The 17,060-nt window shown below is 52.2% G+C and carries 12 protein-coding genes and 1 pseudogene; 7 read left to right on the plus strand and 6 right to left on the minus strand.

Features of this window, described 5'->3' with window-relative positions:
- Window positions 1-228 precede the first annotated feature (228 nt).
- The 3 genes from guaA to guaB are packed head-to-tail and all read right to left on the minus strand — an operon-like array spanning window position 229 to window position 4,361.
- Complete coding sequence (guaA, locus tag EYB48_RS03105) at window positions 229-1,821, minus strand: glutamine-hydrolyzing GMP synthase (protein WP_162018801.1); 1,593 nt, start codon at window positions 1,819-1,821, stop codon at window positions 229-231.
- Between the two features lie 3 nt (window positions 1,822-1,824).
- Entirely contained in the window at window positions 1,825-2,874 is a 1,050-nt protein-coding gene (locus tag EYB48_RS03110; protein ID WP_162018802.1) for a GGDEF domain-containing protein, read from the minus strand.
- A 26-nt stretch (window positions 2,875-2,900) separates the two neighbouring features.
- A complete protein-coding gene (guaB, locus tag EYB48_RS03115) occupies window positions 2,901-4,361 on the minus strand; it encodes an IMP dehydrogenase (RefSeq protein WP_162018803.1) in 1,461 nt (486 codons plus the stop codon).
- A gap of 109 nt (window positions 4,362-4,470) precedes the next feature.
- Between guaB and EYB48_RS03120 the strand changes: the two genes are divergently transcribed.
- Window positions 4,471-4,977 carry a DUF4124 domain-containing protein gene (locus tag EYB48_RS03120; protein WP_162018804.1) on the plus strand — a complete coding sequence of 169 codons (507 nt, stop codon included), beginning with the start codon at window positions 4,471-4,473 and terminating at the stop codon, window positions 4,975-4,977.
- A 44-nt stretch (window positions 4,978-5,021) separates the two neighbouring features.
- Here EYB48_RS03120 and EYB48_RS03125 read toward each other — a convergent pair whose 3' ends face one another.
- Both EYB48_RS03125 and EYB48_RS03130 read right to left on the minus strand, forming a co-directional pair.
- Window positions 5,022-5,339, minus strand: coding sequence for an RnfH family protein (locus EYB48_RS03125; RefSeq protein WP_235934849.1), 318 nt, complete (start codon window positions 5,337-5,339; stop codon window positions 5,022-5,024).
- Window positions 5,332-5,763, minus strand: coding sequence for a type II toxin-antitoxin system RatA family toxin (locus EYB48_RS03130; RefSeq protein WP_162018805.1), 432 nt, complete (start codon window positions 5,761-5,763; stop codon window positions 5,332-5,334). Before EYB48_RS03130 ends, EYB48_RS03125 begins: the two co-directional genes overlap by 8 nt.
- Window positions 5,764-5,865: 102 nt before the next feature.
- Between EYB48_RS03130 and smpB the strand changes: the two are divergent.
- From smpB to EYB48_RS03150, 4 genes and pseudogenes are all read left to right on the plus strand, one after another.
- Window positions 5,866-6,324 (plus strand): annotated as a pseudogene (smpB, locus tag EYB48_RS03135) (SsrA-binding protein SmpB); the annotation flags it as partial.
- 393 nt (window positions 6,325-6,717) lie between these two features.
- On the plus strand, window positions 6,718-6,906 hold the full coding sequence (locus tag EYB48_RS03140) for a hypothetical protein (protein WP_162018807.1): 189 nt from the start codon (window positions 6,718-6,720) through the stop codon (window positions 6,904-6,906).
- Window positions 6,907-7,025: 119 nt separating this feature from the next.
- Window positions 7,026-7,796 (plus strand): osmolarity response regulator transcription factor OmpR, encoded by a 771-nt coding sequence (gene ompR / locus EYB48_RS03145; protein ID WP_162018808.1) that lies wholly within the window; start codon window positions 7,026-7,028, stop codon window positions 7,794-7,796.
- A 22-nt stretch (window positions 7,797-7,818) separates the two neighbouring features.
- Entirely contained in the window at window positions 7,819-9,180 is a 1,362-nt protein-coding gene (locus tag EYB48_RS03150) for an ATP-binding protein (protein ID WP_162018809.1), read from the plus strand.
- Window positions 9,181-9,311: 131 nt separating this feature from the next.
- On the opposite strand, the gene EYB48_RS03155 is transcribed toward EYB48_RS03150, so the two are convergent.
- On the minus strand, window positions 9,312-14,777 hold the full coding sequence (locus EYB48_RS03155; RefSeq protein ID WP_162018810.1) for a hypothetical protein: 5,466 nt from the start codon (window positions 14,775-14,777) through the stop codon (window positions 9,312-9,314).
- Window positions 14,778-14,996: 219 nt separating this feature from the next.
- On the opposite strand from EYB48_RS03155, the gene upp reads away from it, so the two are divergent.
- Together upp and EYB48_RS03165 are read left to right on the plus strand one after the other, a co-directional pair.
- The gene (gene upp / locus EYB48_RS03160; protein WP_408058252.1) at window positions 14,997-15,632 is read left to right on the plus strand and encodes a uracil phosphoribosyltransferase; all 636 of its coding nucleotides are present in this window, start codon (window positions 14,997-14,999) and stop codon (window positions 15,630-15,632) included.
- A gap of 49 nt (window positions 15,633-15,681) precedes the next feature.
- Window positions 15,682-16,848 (plus strand): methionine aminotransferase, encoded by a 1,167-nt coding sequence (locus tag EYB48_RS03165; RefSeq protein WP_162018812.1) that lies wholly within the window; start codon window positions 15,682-15,684, stop codon window positions 16,846-16,848.
- The last annotated feature ends 212 nt before the right edge of the window (window positions 16,849-17,060 follow it).

The following is a 17,060-nucleotide window of genomic DNA, read 5'->3' on the forward strand; positions in this document are numbered from 1 at the left end:
TGATTCGCTCTAAGCCTGCTATGCGCAGACTACAGGTAATGGCATGGTATCGGGCACCTTTGATGGACTCAAAAGTGATAGCGCCATCCGCCGTACTACAGGAAAAGCGTACTTGCCGGTGCCTGAAGATGCCAGCCAATGCCAGACCAAAAAACAAAAAAGCCCGCAGTGACGCGGGCTTACGAGTGTTTTGGTGCCATCAGCTGCCTGCTGATGCCAGACGTGTGATCATTCCCACTCTATCGTTGCCGGTGGTTTGCCAGAGATATCGTAAACCACGCGGTTGATGCCGCGTACTTCGTTGATAATCCGGTTGGAAACCTTGCCTAATAATTCGTGCGGCAGGTGGGCCCAGTGGGCGGTCATGAAGTCCTGGGTTTGCACAGCACGTAAAGCGACTACGTAGTCATAGGTGCGGCCATCGCCCATGACGCCTACCGATTTAACCGGCAGGAAAACGGCAAATGCCTGGCTGGTCGCGTCGTACCAGCTGACTGGTTTTTCTGCGTTAGGATCAACAAAGTTAGTGCGCAATTCTTCGATGAAAATCGCATCGGCTTTACGCAGCAGGTCGGCGAATTCTTTTTTGACTTCACCCAAAATGCGCACGCCCAGGCCAGGGCCAGGGAATGGATGGCGATACACCATGCCATGTGGCAGGCCCAGCGCGACGCCCAGCTTACGGACTTCATCCTTAAACAGTTCGCGCAATGGCTCCAGCAGTTTCAGGTTCAGGGTATCTGGCAAACCGCCGACATTGTGGTGGCTCTTGATGGTATGCGAACCCTTTTTACCTTTACCGGCGCTTTCGATGACGTCCGGATAAATGGTGCCCTGCGCCAGCCATTTTGCATTGCTGAGTTTGGCGGATTCGGCCTGGAATACCTCAACAAATTCGCGACCGATGATTTTGCGTTTTGCTTCAGGATCGGTAACGCCGGTCAGATGCCCCATGAACTGGGCAGTCGCATCGACATGGATCACTTTCACACCCAGATTATTGGCAAACATTTCCATGACCATCTTGCCTTCGTCCTGGCGCAACAGGCCATGATCGACGAATACGCAAGTCAGCTGATCACCGATGGCGCGATGGATCAGCGCTGCGGCAACACTGCTGTCTACACCACCAGACAAACCGAGTATCACTTCATCACTGCCTACCTGGGCGCGGATAGCGGCCACCGCTTCAGCGATATAGTCAGGCATATTCCAGTCAGACTGGCAGCCGCAGATCTCGTGCACAAAGCGACCGATAATTGCTTCACCCTGCACAGTGTGAGTGACTTCAGGATGGAACTGAACAGCATAAAAACGGCGCTCTTCATCAGCCATCGCCGCGATCGGGCAATTGTCGGTTGATGCCATCAGTTTGAAACCAGGCGGCATTTCATTGACCTTGTCGCCGTGACTCATCCAGACTTTGAGCATGCCATGGCCTTCCGGCGTCACAAAATCATGGATATCTTTGAGCAAAGCGGTATGGCTGCGCGCACGCACTTCAGCATAGCCGAATTCGCGTACCAGACCATTTTCCACTTTACCACCGAGCTGCTCGGCCATGGTTTGCATACCATAGCAAATCCCCAGTACCGGCACGCCAGCCTCAAACACTGCCAGCGGCGCACGTGGAGTGTCGCCTTCGGTCACGCTGTTCGGGCCACCAGACAGGATAATCCCGGCTGCGCCATAATTTTTAATGAATTCATCACTGACATCGTAAGGATGAACTTCAGAAAACACACCGGCATCGCGCACACGGCGGGCGATCAGTTGCGTGACTTGCGAACCGAAATCAAGTATCAGTATTTTGGAGTGCATAATTCAAATAATCATGTCTGGTTGTGCGGGCGCTGCCTGTACAACACTATTGTTTCCTGCTGTCCTCGCAGAGAGCAGGGCTTTTTCAGCGAGGCTGATCAAGGCTTCTGGATCTGCATCGGGGAAGGTGTCGGTCGACACCACCCCACTACAGACCGTCAAATTTTTTTCCGCGTCATCCACCCATTCAGGGTGCGTCATCACGGCGAGACGGATACGTTCCGCCACCGCGAATGCGACCAGATGCGACGCGCCGGGCAATACGATCAGCAACTGATCCGAACCAAACCGTCCCAGCGCATCAAAAGGACGGATGCAGGAACGTACCCGGCTAACTACACGTATCAGCAACTGATCAGTCGCCGCAAGACCATAAGCAGCGCGGATCTGATCAATCTGATCCGGATAAACAAACAGCAGCGATAAGGGCTTTTGCGCCTTGGCACAGCGCTCCATCTCTATACTCAGGGAGCGGAAAATTGCGCCCTTATTCCAGGTACCCAGCAAGGGATCTATCATCGCCTCGCGCTTCAATACCCGGTTTTGCTTAAGCAGTTCGTTATGGGTCTGCAGCATGACACCCAGTGCCAGCTCGCGCTCTATCAGTGCCGCCAGATCTGTCAGCAGCAAGCGCTGTGACTCATCCAACTGGCGCGGCTGATAATCAAGCAGACGCAAACATCCTGCCAATTGTCCATCTTGCGTATAGACCGGATGCGAAGCGAAAAATCGAATAAACGGTGGCCCGGCGACGTAGCGGCTTTCCGCAAGCTCAGTATGTTGATTGAGATCGGAGATGACCACGATCTCATCCTCGCAAGGAATCGCGTCACAAAACAAAGCTTCCATTTCGGTGATGGACTTTTCATTACCACCGGACCGCCCAGAGAGTTGGCCAAAGCTCACAAAGCAATTGGCCACAGAAAACAGCTGCAATCCCAGGCGCTCAAAACGGGCGATCCGGGTGTCGAATTTTTCACTCATCAGACGTTCGACACCTGCTTGCAGCTGCCGTATCCCCGTTGAATGAAATCCACCTACGCTTGCAGACATGCTTCCTCCCTCTGGTTCACTGATGATTAGTCAGCGCGGTAGTTCGGAGCTTCCTTGGTGATTTGCACATCATGTACATGCGATTCACGCATCCCGGCAGAAGTGATTTCTACAAATTCTGCCTTGGTATGCAAGTCATCGATAGAGCCGCAACCACAGTAACCCATGGAAGAGCGTACACCGCCGACCAGTTGATACAGGATGGCTAATACACTGCCTTTGTAAGGCACACGACCTTCAATACCTTCCGGCACCAGTTTGTCTGCATTATTGGCAGCATCCTGGAAGTAACGGTCAGCGGAACCGTCAGCCATCGCGCCCAGACTGCCCATACCGCGATACGATTTGTAGCTGCGGCCCTGGAACAGGATGACTTCGCCCGGTGCTTCTTCGGTACCGGCAAACATACTGCCCATCATGACCGTCGATGCGCCAGCAGCCAGTGCTTTGGAGACGTCGCCAGAGAAGCGTACACCACCGTCAGCGATACAAGGAACGCCAGTGCCTTTGAGCGCGTTGGCGACATTGGCAATCGCAGTAATCTGAGGCACACCCACACCGGCAACGATACGGGTAGTACAGATAGAACCAGGACCAATACCGACTTTCACCGCATCGGCACCATGTTCAACCAGTGCTAAGGCCGCAGCTGCGGTTGCGATATTGCCACCGATGACTTCGATATGTGGGTAGTTATCCTTAACCCAACGTACGCGATCCAGCACACCTTTGGAGTGACCATGCGCGGTATCGACCACGATGACGTCCACACCTGCTTTTGCCAGCAAGTCGATACGTTCTTCATTATCCGGACCGACGCCGACCGCAGCACCGACACGCAACTTACCGTGCACATCTTTGGATGCGAAAGGATGTTCGGTCGATTTTTGTATATCTTTGACGGTGATCAGACCACGCAATTCGAAGCTGTCATTGACCACCAGAACACGTTCCAGGCGGTGCTTATTCATCAGACGCTTGGCTTCAGACAGGTCAGCTGTTTCATTCACATACACCAGCTTTTCACGTGGCGTCATTTTGGAACGTGCTTCCGCATCGAGTTCTTCTTCGAAACGCAAATCGCGGTTGGTGATGATACCGACTACAGTATTGCCTTCCACCACAGGGAAGCCACTGATCCCGTATTGCTGGGACAAGGCAATCACCTCACGGATTTTCATGCTAGGCGGAATCGTGATCGGATCACGCAGCACACCGGACTCAAAGCGCTTGACCTTCGCGACTTCGCGGGCCTGCTCTTTAGCTGTGAGGTTTTTGTGGATGATACCGATACCGCCTTCCTGTGCCATGGCAATTGCCAGTCTGGCTTCAGTCACTGTATCCATAGCAGCGGATACCAACGGAATATTCAAATGAATATTGCGCGTCAATTTCGTCGCAAGAGAAGTGTCTTTAGGGAGGATGTTCGAGTAAGCTGGAACGAGTAGCACGTCATCGAAAGTGAGTGCTTTTTGGAGTAAACGCATAGTATTTCCTATAGGCGCAAAAGTGAATTATACAGAAAACTTGCGAACTCGTCTGCAGACGTGTAAAACTCACGTATCTTTTTATTGGCCGTTTATCAGAGAGTCCGCTATGTTACGTCGTCAGATTCAAATTATCTCCGCCCTTTTCGCCTTTGGCATTACCGGTCACGCGCTGGCTCAGTATGTATGGGTGGATGACAAGGGAAATAAACAGTACTCCGATACCGCGCCACCCGCCTCCGTACCAAAAAACCGCATCCTTAAAACACCGGGCAAATCGACGGAGCAAAGTGAGCCGGCAGCGCCAGCAAGGGAAGCCAGCGCAGCTGCGAATGCCGCCTCGGCCAACAAGCCAGTCACCACGGCCTCGCGCAATGAAGACTACAACAAGCGCCGCGCCGAGCAGGCTGAAAAAGATAAAAAAACCGCTGACGACCAGCAAGCCGCGTCGGAGAAAAGCAAAAACTGTGAACGCGCTAAAACCTATCAAAAGACCCTGGAGTCTGGCGTAAGAGTCGCCACCACCGATAAAAACGGCGAGCGCAATTATATGGATGATGCGCAAAGAGCCAAAGAAATCGCGGATACAAAAAAGGCAACCGCTGGCTGCCAGTAAGCTAATGCAGTACTACGCTACTACTCTGTGCTGAGGTGCAGGCTTCAGGATGAGGCCTGCTGGCGCGCCTGCTTTTTGGCACGGCGGCGGCGCGCTTCCATAGGATCTGCAGATAAGGGCCGGTAAATTTCTATCCGGTCCGCGTCATGCAAACCGGCGTCCAGTGCCCGCAATTTGCCGAACACACCGACTTTCATGACGCTGACATCGATGGCCGGGCACATTTTCACGATACCACTTTGCACAATGGCGTCATGCAGGGTCGCATCTGCAGCAAGCGTCGCCTGAGTACGGTAGATCGCATTCTGAGCCGCATACACAACTTGTACTGTAATCATCGCTGTAGTAACAGAATCAGGCATACACCACCTCAGCGCGCGCGCAAAAACAATCAACAAAACTATTGGCAATCTTGCCAAACACAGGACCAATCAAATGCTCCAATAATTTGCTGGAGAACTCGTAATTGAGATCAAACTCAATTTTGCAGGCGTCTGCGCGCAATTCTGTGAATTTCCATTGACCACTTAATTGCCGGAACGGCCCTTCCAGCAAATTCATTTGCATGCTGTGTGGTGGCTGATTGATGTTTTGTGTAGTAAAGCTTTGGCGGATACCGTGATAATTGATCGATAAAGTGGCGGTCAGACCAGTCGGCGTCCGTTCAGCCACGCTGACGCCACCGCACCAGGGCAGAAATTCCGGATATTTTTCGACCGCTTCAACCAGCGCAAACATCTGGGCTGCGCTAAAGCCAATGAAAACTGTTTTATGTACAACTGCCATCTAAGGGAACCATTTGGTAGAATCACAGGTTCGCATTTTAACCGAGTCATCACCATATCGAAATCGCCGCGGCCATTTCTGTGACGGCGACATCAAGAAAAACCACGATCAATGAGTATTGCTGATAATAGAAAAGCCTTCCACGATTACTTTATCGAGGAACAGTTCGAGGCTGGAGTTGTATTACAAGGCTGGGAAGTCAAGGCTATCCGCGCCGGCAGATTGCAGTTAAAAGAAGCCTATGTGATAGTACGTGACGGTGAGATCTTCCTGTTCGGCGCCCATATTGGCGCCTTGCCTACCGCATCCACGCACATACATCCTGACTCGGTCCGCACCCGTAAGCTGTTGCTGCATGCCGCAGAAATCAGCAAACTAATCGGCAAAGTAGAACGCTCAGGCTACACCATGGTTCCGCTGAATATGCATTTCAGCAAAGGCCGTATCAAATGCCAGATAGGCCTCGCCAAAGGTAAAAAGCAGCACGATAAACGCGACACAGAAAAAGAACGCGACTGGCAGCGCGAACAACAAAAAATCATGAAACAACATCGTCGCTGATGACTAAGCTTGACTGAGTGTGACCGGATTGGAGCGAACAAGAATATATCCGGTCAAAAACGATGTGCGCAACAGATTGAAAGAGATACGCAAGCATACAGAGTGAAGACGCTGCTCTGCATTACCATCAAGCCTGTCACCAAATTTCGCTTTGCTTTGCCCCTCCTCAAGCGCAGAAGCATCAGACAGATTGGTGCGCAAGGCAGATGGGTTAAAATTGAACAAACGTACAACAAACGTTCAATACGTTCAATACGTTCAATTTCTTTGCAAGACTAGCTGCTGGCAAATAAATCTGCGTCAGAGACCTCTGCCTTAATCAGCAATGCGCTAGCTTTGCTCGCATGACACTTTCCCTTCCCTGACGCTGGCAATGAATATCCAGCCATAGTCATGGCCTCTGACGACGATGCCGACTGGCGTTCAGACTGCAATTCCGCACACTTAATTCAAGACGACGGTCTTGATACCGCTCAACAAAAACTTGCCTTTACCTCTGGACAAGGTATACAGTGCAAACACGATAAGGTCAGAAAAGCCAGCCAGCAGTGGCTATTTTATTTTTTGACTGTTCTCATTTAAATGGCGAGTAACTTAAATGCCAACAGTCCATAGCAACTGGCCGGTAAACTGTGTAACTTTCTGTAAGCAGATCGGGCTAACGGTTTTCAAGCCACAGTGATGCAAGTACCATACGGGCTATGAATAATCTGAACATAAACAATGAATCCAGCTCTAACCCAGTGAGCAATCCACCCAAAGCCAAAATTCTGGTTGTTGATGACGACTTACGTCTGCGCGAGCTGCTGCGCCGCTACCTGACCGAACAAGGCTTTTACGTAGTGGGCGCTGAAAATGCCCAGGTCATGAATAAGCTCTGGATGCGTGAGCGTTACGACATGCTGGTACTTGATCTGATGCTACCAGGTGAAGATGGGCTTGCCATCTGCAGGCGCTTGCGCGGCGGCGGCGATCAGACACCTATCATCATGCTGACTGCAAAAGGTGAGGAAGTCGACCGCATCATAGGTCTGGAAATGGGCGCGGATGATTACCTGCCTAAACCCTTCAATCCTCGTGAACTGGTAGCACGTATCAATGCTGTATTGCGCAGAAAAGTGCCGGATGAACTGCCAGGCGCACCATCCGATGGCCCGCAAACTTTCAGCTTTGGGGAATTTGTACTCGATTTAGGTACCCGTACCCTGAAAAAAAATAATGAGACAATTTCACTGACCACGGGCGAATTTTCAGTTTTAAAAGTATTTGCCCGCCACGCACGTCAGCCTATGTCCAGAGAGAAGTTAATGGAACTGGCTCGCGGACGTGAGTATGAGGTGTTCGACCGTAGCCTGGACGTACAGATTTCCCGACTGCGCAAGCTGATAGAACCGGATCCATCCAGTCCGCTCTACATCCAGACAGTCTGGGGACTAGGCTACGTTTTCATTCCTGATGGTCAGAAAAACTAAGTTGCGAACTTAGTATCCTGTAATGCAATCCTATTTAAACAGCCCAGAATGGCTGCGTAGCGGTCTTTTCTGGCGTACCTTTATCATGCTGGCCACCTTGGTCATGACCAGCATGATAGTCTGGTTTGTCAGCTTCCGTAGCCTGGAACGCACCCCGAGAGCACAACAATTAAGCTCCCAGATCGTCTCTATCGTCACCATTACGCGTGCTGCCCTCACCCATTCTATTCCCGAAACCCGGCGTGAACTGCTGCTGGATCTGGCTCACGAAGAAGGGATACGGATAAATCTGGTCAGCGAAAACGATAAGGTTGAAGTGCAGGAAAATACCGCCTTCTTCAGTGAACTGAGTCAAATGCTGCGCGTCAAGCTCAGCAACTCTACCCGTTTTGCCAAATCCGTTAACGATATCAAGGGTTTCTGGATCAGTTTTGATATCGATGCGGAGCAATACTGGCTCAGGCTGGATACCGATCGCATAGAACCACCGATGACACTGCCTGTGATCAGTTGGGCCACTGCCTCATTGATATTGACCTTGCTGGGAGCCGCAGTGATTTCCAAACTGATCAATGATCCTTTATCTCGGGTCAGTCTGGCTGCGCGCCTGCTGGCACAAGGCAAACAACCAGATCCCTTACCAGAGCTGGGCCCCAAGGAAATCAGGGAAACCAATGCCAGCTTTAACAGCATGGTCGAAGATCTGGCGCGGATAGAAACAGACCGTACGATTATTCTGGCAGGGATCTCTCATGATCTGCGCACGCCATTAGCAAGGATGCAGCTGGAAGTGGAAATGTCCAATCTGGATCAGCATGCCCGCCTCGGCATGCAATCGGATCTGAGCCAGATGGATGCCATCATCAATCAATTTCTGGATTACGCCAAACCGCTGGATAGCCATGGTTTCGCCACCATTAATATCAGCGATTTACTGGCGCAGGTGATCTCAGAATATGCCAGGGTGAATCACTTACAAATCCGTACCGATATCGCGCCGGACCAACTCATGCTCGGCAATGCCACTGAGTTACACCGTATGTTTTCCAACCTGATAGAAAACGCGAGCCGCTACGGTAAAAATCCAGACAAGATTTCGACCATCATCGAAGTACAATGCAGCCGGAAAACCAAAGGGAAAAAGCAAGGCATATTGATCAGCTTCCGCGACTATGGTGACGGCGCACCGGTTGATGATATGGTCAGGCTGCTTCGCCCTTTTACCCGTGCTGACGCATCGCGTAGTCAGGCTAACGGCTCCGGTTTAGGGCTGGCAATTGTCGATCGCATTATCAAGCGCCATCGCGGACGATTACGTATTTATAACCACGAAGACCGTGGTTTTGTCGCCGTGATGATTTTCCCCGAATACAAGCCTGAATAAGTCAGTTCAGGTCTGTCTTCCCCCTACAAACAGTAGCATTTCAGCCTGTTTGAATAATAAAAAAAACCGGTGGACCTGCCACCGGTTTTCACCTATCCCCTGCAATTAACTCTTAGCCCTTCGCTGTTAGCTTATTTGGTTTTTACCATGGCCAGCTGTGTCGCTTCAGCTTCAGCAGTCTGAATGGCATTGTCCTCACGATCAGCGATCTTGTTTTTCTCTGCAGCCCCACCCAGTTGATAGCTCAATTGCAAACCAGTTGCGGTGACCTTCACAGCATGATTTTCAGCTTGATCAGCGGCCTGAATGACTGACTGATTGACTGATGAATACTCCGTTTTCACTGGCAACTGTTGTACGCCAGCCGCCTGCTTACCTTCGACTTTACCGGTTACTTGGCCGGATGCATGTACCACTGGCAGCAACTGAGAGAACCCGGCAGCCCCTATCATCCCTGCACACAACATCAAACCGGCAAGTATCGATGGGCGCAGACGCAGGCCAACCGGCGTTGCTGGCTCAGACTGAGTAAAGTCGGTATCCAGCGTGACAGGTGCCGACTCTAATACCTGCTGCACCTGTTCACGCCATACCACGTGATGTTGACGCTGATCACGCAAGCGCTGTATCAGTGTCTGTGCCAACACCTCTGCAGCCTGGTGTTCATGGGCGAGTTGCTGCTGCTCTTCCTGCGCTGCTGCCTGCAGTTTTTGCTCTTCATGTGCCCATTGCGCTTGCAAGGCAGTCAATTGCTGACGTTGTTGTTCACGCAAAGCAGCCAGTCTCTCATTTTGCACAGCCTGCCCTGCCAACAATTCCTGCAAAGACTGCTCTTCTGCGCTCAGCGCCAATTCCTGCTCACGCGCCTGCTCCAATGCCAGTTTTGCTGCCTGACGCTCTTCTCTCCTGCGCAAAATCAGATCAGCGAACGCAGCTTGTTGCTGCTCTTGCTCCTGTTCCTGTTGCTCCAGTTCCTGCAGTGCCGCCTGTTCCAATGCAAGTTGATTAGCCAGCTGCGTTGCCAGAGCTTGTTCTTTTTCGCGTCTTGCAGACGCCAGCTCGAGTAATTTCTGCTCAGCCGCGCAGCGTTCCTGCAACGCTGCGCTGGCTAAATTGTCTTCGGTCAGCGCTGTACTGAGCGCTGCTGCCAGTTGCGCTTCCAGCTCACGTTTCTGCTGCCCGGCTTGTATGGACTCCTGATGCAACGCCAAACGCTGCTGACTATCCGTTGCCAACTGCTCTTCAATTTGCAGGCGTTCTTGTGCAGCCTGTACCAATGCTTCTTCTGCCTGCATCTTCGCATCGATGACTTGCAAAGCCTGGTTTTTGAGTGCGATGGTTTGTTGCTCAAGTTGCTGATGTTCAGCCAGCTTCAGTAATTCCTGTTGTTCTGCATGAGCACGTTCGGCGGCCAGTTTTTGCAATGCCAGCATTTCTTCTGCTTTCACTTGCGCGAGACGACTGGCTTCCAATTCTGTTTCTGCATGCAAGGCAGCGAAGCGCGCAGCATCCTGTTCAGCCTCTGCTTTGGCCTGCATCGCAACTGCAGCTTCTTGCTCGGCTTTAGCGCGCTCTTGTGCTGCCTGCAGATAAGTCTGTTCGGCCTGCTCGGTTGCCACTGCAGCGGCCGCAGCGCTTTGTTCTGCCTGCAGTTTTTCACGTATCAGCACCAAGGTGTTCGCCTCTGTCGCAGCACGCTGATTTTCTGCATCTAACAGTTTCTGCGTCTCAGCCACACGCGCTTCCAAAGCCTGACTAGCCAGCTTCTGCGCATGCGCATGTTGGCTGGATTGCGCAAACAAGGCCTGCTCTGCCAGCAGCTGCGCCTGAGCGGCAGCTTCTGCTTCCTGTGCCAACACCTGACGTTGCGCTGCCAGTTCGCGGGCTTTTTCTTCTGCTGCCACTGTCGCTTGTTGCAGTGCCAGTTCCTGCTCTTGGAAAGCCAGTTTAGCGGCCAGTTCGATACTCAAAGCCTGCTCAGTGTGCAGGCGTGCCTGCTCAGCCTGTGCAGAAGCTGCCAACAGTGCTGATTTTTTCTCTAAAGCGGCGGCGGCTTCACGTTTAATCAAGGCTTCTTCGGCAGATTCTTGTAACCAGCGCTTTTCAGCGGCGTTGACCGTCTCTAAGGCAAGCCGTGCTTCCTGTTCTGCCTGCAGACCTTGCTGCGCCAGGGCTTGCTGTTCTGCTTCAGCCTGTTGGCGGCTGGCAGCCTCATTCAACAGCGCCTGTTCCGCTTCTTGTTTTTGCTGAAGCGTCACCATCAATGCCTGCTCGGCCTCTGCACGTTGCTGCTCCAGACTACGTAATTGAATTTCCGCCTGCAGTCGCTGTGCGACCAGATTTGCAGTCAATTGCTGAGCTTCAGCATGGGCGGCCAATTCCTGATGTAAAGCCTGTTCTGCTGCAAGTGTAGCGGCGGCGGCGGCATGAGCAATACGTTCTGCATCGGCATTGGCCTGGGCAAAACGTTGTGCCAGCTGCTCTTGTTCCAATTTAGCCTGGGTTGCGGACTGAGCCTGTTGTTCAGCCAACAAACGCGACTCGGTGGTCATTAATAAGGTGGCTTCCTGCTCTACACGTTGAGCGACAGCTTGCTCCAGCTCTGCCAGACGGCGGTTTTTCTCCTGCACTAACTGGTGCGCCTTGACCTGACTCGCAGCATAGGATTTTGCCTGCTGCTGCAACGCGACTTCCGCTTCCAGCTTAGCCTGAGCCATAGTCTGCGCTTCAGCTTCAGCAGCAGCACGCTCGGCCGCTGCGCGCGCTTGCGCCTGTTCCGTCTGAGCGCGGCACTGTGCTGCCGCATTGGCTTGCTGTTCGGCTTGCAGCTTTTCTTTTGCCGCCTGTTCCGCCACTTGTGCTGCAAGCGCAGCCTGCTCTGCCAGGCGAGCCTGCTCTTCCAGTGCAGCTGCTGCTGCCAGTTGTGACTGGGCCTTTTCCTGTTCCAAACGCTTTGCGCGGCTGGCTGCTCTCACGCGCTGTTCAGCTGCATTGGCTGCAGTCTGTTCAGCGTTGGCTTTCGCAGCCAGCTCTTCATGTAATTGTTTTTCCTGAGCCAGCTTAAACTCTAAAGCCTCACAGATCGCCTGCTCCGCTTGCAAACGTGCATGATGCTCGATCTTTTCCGCTTCTTCAAGGCGGGCTTTTTCGGCCAATTCAGCGGCTAACAGCTGTTCTGCATGCAGTTTTTCCTGTACCAGTGTCAGCGCTTTTTTTTCCGCTTCTGCGCGCAAACGCAAAGTTTTTCCCAATTGCTCGGCTTGCTGAACTTTTTCTTTTGCATCCTGCGCAGCCTGCTTTTGTAAGTCTGCATGTTCCTGGATTTTGATCAAGCGCTGCTGCTCGGCTTCTATCATGGCCTGGCGCGCCAGACGTGCTTCCTGCTCTTGCTGCTGACGTGCCTGCAATACCGCAACATGCTCACGATCAGCGCAGGCGCGGGCGATGATTTCTTCTGCGGTCAGCTTTTCGGCCTCTAATTTTTCTTGTGCGAGGTTGGCGGCTTGCTGCTCTGCTTTACTGCGAATTTGTTCTGCTTTGGTCAGTTCAGCAGCCTGTTGCTGCTGCAGAGCTGCAAATTGCGCAGCCTGTTGCTGCATCTCTTTTTGCTTTTCGGCTTCAATCAAAGCCTGTTGCTGTACCAGTGCCTGTTCTTCTGAAGCCTGGCGTGCAGCACGTTCTGCTGCTTCACGCGCCGCAGCAGCAGCTTTCGCCTGCTCCTCCGCAAAACGGGCCGCCTCAGCCTGTTCACGTGCAGCCTGTTCCAGTGCCAGTTTTTCTTCTGCCGCTGCTAACATCGCCTGTACCGCCACTGCGCGACGACGTTCTGCATCCAGTTTTTCATCCAGCAATGCCATCGCTTTCGCCTCATCGTTTGCCAACTGTTCCTGAACACGCAGCAGTTCATCTGCGTCGCGGGTTTTCTTTGCCATCATTTCTGCGCGGCGTTGCTGCAATTCCGCCTGTTTCATCGCTTTTTCCAACGCAATGCGTTCAGCGATCATTTCGCTTTCCTGCGCTAAACTGGCAGCCCGCGCTACTTCTTCCTGCATGCGTAACAGCTCGATATGTTCGCGCTCAGTCTGTGAACGCGCATGCGCTTGCTGGGTTTTGCTACGTTCTGCCTGTAATTTTTCCTCCAGCGCTAGTGCTGCCTTTTGCTCAGCGTCTGCACGCAGCTGTTCTGCTTGCAGCAACTCAGCGGTTTTTTGTGCTTTTAATTCTGACGCAGCCTGAGCCCGCTTCAGCAGCTCAGCCTGGAAGGCGGATGCACTCAGCGCCTGTTGCTCAGCATCTGCTTGTTCACGCGCCAGTTGTACGGCCTGGCGCTCTATCTCTATGCGCTCTTTGGCCAGCTCTGCGGCACGCTGCTCCTCCGCCGCACGTTGCTGTGCCAGCGCAGTCGCTTCCTGCTCGGCGATACGGCGCAATCTTGCTTCTTCGGTTGCTGCCGCCTCTGCTGCCAGGCGTTCACGCGCCTGGGCATCCGCTTGCTGTTCGTTTTCGATACGGGACAATGCTGTGCTCTGCAACTCGCGTTCAGCACGGATACGGGATTCCGTGACCTGACGGATTCTTTCTTCTGCATCTTTACGTGCCTGCGCGGTCGCGACGGCCATTAACTCAGCCTGCTCACGCTTTTGTGCTGCTGCGCGCAAGTCCTGTTCGGCCTGCATACGCATCTGAATCGCTTCCGCAGCACGTTGCTCGGACTCCATGCGAGCCTGCGCCATGGCCTCCTGTTCTTGTTCTATATGCAGACGTGCCATCGCATCTTCACGTGCGCGTATCTCCATCGGCGCACGGTTAATGGCAACTTCTAAGGCTTTTGCCTCGGCTTGCTCACGCTCTTTACTCGCCTGCAAAGCTTCATTGCGTACCTTGGCCAGCATTTCAGCATGTTGACGGGCTTCGCGATCAAGCTTCTCACGCTCACGAGCAAGTTCAACAATTTTTGCATCGGCTAATGCACGTTCACTGGCTTGTTGACGGGCGCTTTCTGATGCAGCAAAACGCTCAGCCGCGAAACTTTTAGCAACTTCTGTTTGTTCGGCGAGACGACTGGCTTCAGCATGGGCCTTGCTGCTTAAATCCGCTTCTGTCTTCCATTTTTGCTCGGCGCGCTGACGTGCTTCACGCTCCAGACGCTGGCGCAATTCGGACTGCTGACGGGCACGATGCTCCATCTCAGCACGTTGCTGCAATTCACGCGACTCCATCTCGTGAGCCGCAGCACGAGCGACGCTGGCTGCCTGCGATTCTTTCTCAGCGATGAGCCTGGCCTGGCTCTGTTTCGCAGCTTCTTCTTCCAGTTTCAGTTTAGCTTGCGCTAATTCTGCTGCTTCCGATTCAGCCTGGGCCCGGGTTTGCGCTAATTCACGTGCGGCTTCTTCCGCTTTCAAACGGGTTTCCGTCGCGACGGTGGCACGGGCTTCGGCTTCTACCCGCGCTATCGCTTCACGAATTCCTTTTACATCAATGCGAGAGTTAGACTCCAGTACATCAGGCGAAGACAACAAATCCTCCTTGCTATCGTCAAGGCGATCAAGGGAGTAAGCTCCCAAAGAAAATTTGTTTAACAGTGACTGGTTATCCATGCTTCGCTCCTGAATATATCCTTGTCTCTCCGCATCACCGGCCCGTGCGCGTGAAACCTCATATCAGAATTATCGGCGATGCAAAAATAAACAATCCTTGGAGTAAAGCGGGAAAAGCCCCTTATTTCCAGATTGTTGCATCCAATTTCTGCTCTGGCTCTCCCATAAAGCCTTACAGCAACGTAAAATAGCGGTCACACCAAAATTAGCAGGAGAATCATCTTGAATGAATTAGTCACAGAAATTAAGCATCCATTAGTTCAGCACAAGCTGTCCCTGATGCGCAGTAAAGATACGCCTACAGATAATTTCCGCCGTCTGTTACGTGAGATCAGCCAGATGCTGGCATATGAAGTGACGCGTGACCTGCCGATCGGATTCACTAAGATCGAAACACCAATCGAAACTATTGATGCACCAACCATTAGCGGCAAAAAACTGTGCGTTATTTCCGTTCTGCGTGCCGGCAATGGAATTCTGGATGGCATGCTGGATTTGTTGCCAAATGCACGTGTGGGTCATATCGGTCTGTACCGCGATCCAGAAACCCTGGAACCGGTTGAGTATTACTACAAAGTGCCGGAAGATATCGCTGACCGCCTGGTCATCGTGGTTGATCCTATGCTGGCAACGGGTAACTCCGCCGCTGCAGCGATAGAAAGACTGAAACTGGGTGGCGCAAAAACCATTAAGTTCGTTTGCCTGTTAGCTGCACCGGAAGGCATCCAGGTCATGCAAAAGGCACATCCTGATGTACCGGTGATTACCGCATCCATCGATAAATGCCTGAATGAACATGGCTACATCGTGCCTGGACTCGGTGATGCCGGTGACCGCTTATTCGGCACCAAATAATCCCTGTCATTCAAGCCCCGCCAGCCGGGGCTTTTTTACGCACTCTATCATGTCAAAATTTCAATTCTCTCCCAGTGACTCGAAATTTCCAGGTGAGGTCACCACCATCTTTTCCGTCATGTCCAAACTGGCGCAACAGCATCAGGCCATCAATCTGGGGCAAGGCTTTCCTGACTTTGACTGCGATCCCACCCTGATAGAGCGCGTCACTACTGCCATGCAGGCCGGGATCAATCAATACCCTCCTATGCCTGGACTGCCAACACTCAGAAATGCGATCGCAGACAAGATCCGCATAGCGTATGACAGTGTCTATGATGCAGAGTCCGAAATCACAGTGACGGCCGGAGCGACGCAGGCCCTGCTGACGGCCATCCTGACTTTCGTGCATGCAGGCGACGAAGTCATCATCATAGAGCCTGCTTACGACAGTTATCTGCCCTCCATCCATTTGGCTGGCGGCATCGCAAAGCCGGTACAAATGAAGTTAGATGGCAATCGTTACTTCATACCCTGGGATAAAGTCAAACAGTCCATCACTCCAAGAACCCGGATGCTGATCCTGAATTCACCGCATAATCCAACCGGAACTGTATTGACTCAGAATGACATCCAGGCACTCAAGGACTGCGTCAGAGATAGCCGCATCCTGATTTTGTCTGATGAAGTGTATGAACACATTATTTTCGATGGTCAGATCCATGCTTCGATGGCGAGCGACCCTGAGCTGAAAGCACGTAGTCTGATCGTGTCCAGCTTTGGCAAAACCTTCCATGTCACGGGCTGGAAAGTCGGCTACATCGCGGCACCTAAGATGCTGAGCACAGAGTTTCGCAAAGTCCATCAATACAATGTTTTTACCGTCAACTCCCCTATGCAGGCCGCATTAGCCGAACATATGTCGCACTCGCGGCAACATTGGGAGTTACCTGCGTTTTACCAGGAAAAGCGCGATTATTTTCGCGATGGATTACAGCAATCCCGTTTTGAGTTACTTCCTTGTCATGGCACTTATTTCCAAAGCGTACGTTATCTGAATATTTCAGACTTACCTGAAAGAGAATTTGCTGAGTGGATGACCAGAGAGGCCGGTGTCGCCTGCATACCAATGAGCGCCTTTTATCAACAGCAGCCAGACTCTGGCGTTGTACGTTTCTGCTTTGCGAAACGTCAACGTACGCTGGAACAGGCACTGCAACGCCTCCAGGCGCTGTAATCAATACGATTAACTACAGATACAGCAAAGGGAGAATGCGCGAGCGTTCTCCCTTTGTTTTTGGTTTCTGGTTTCTGGTTTATGTTTTTTGCTCTTTGACTTTTAGCTGCCCGCCGTCATGTGCAGTCTGGATACAGCCCTTCAAAGCCCAATCCTCAGACCTAAAAGCAAAGCGCAGAGCACATGAAGCAAAAGCAAAAGCAAATCACAAA

It is taken from the genome of Cognatundibacterium crateris (assembly GCF_010078235.1).
GTDB classification, from domain to species: domain Bacteria; phylum Pseudomonadota; class Gammaproteobacteria; order Burkholderiales; family Burkholderiaceae_D; genus Undibacterium; species Undibacterium crateris.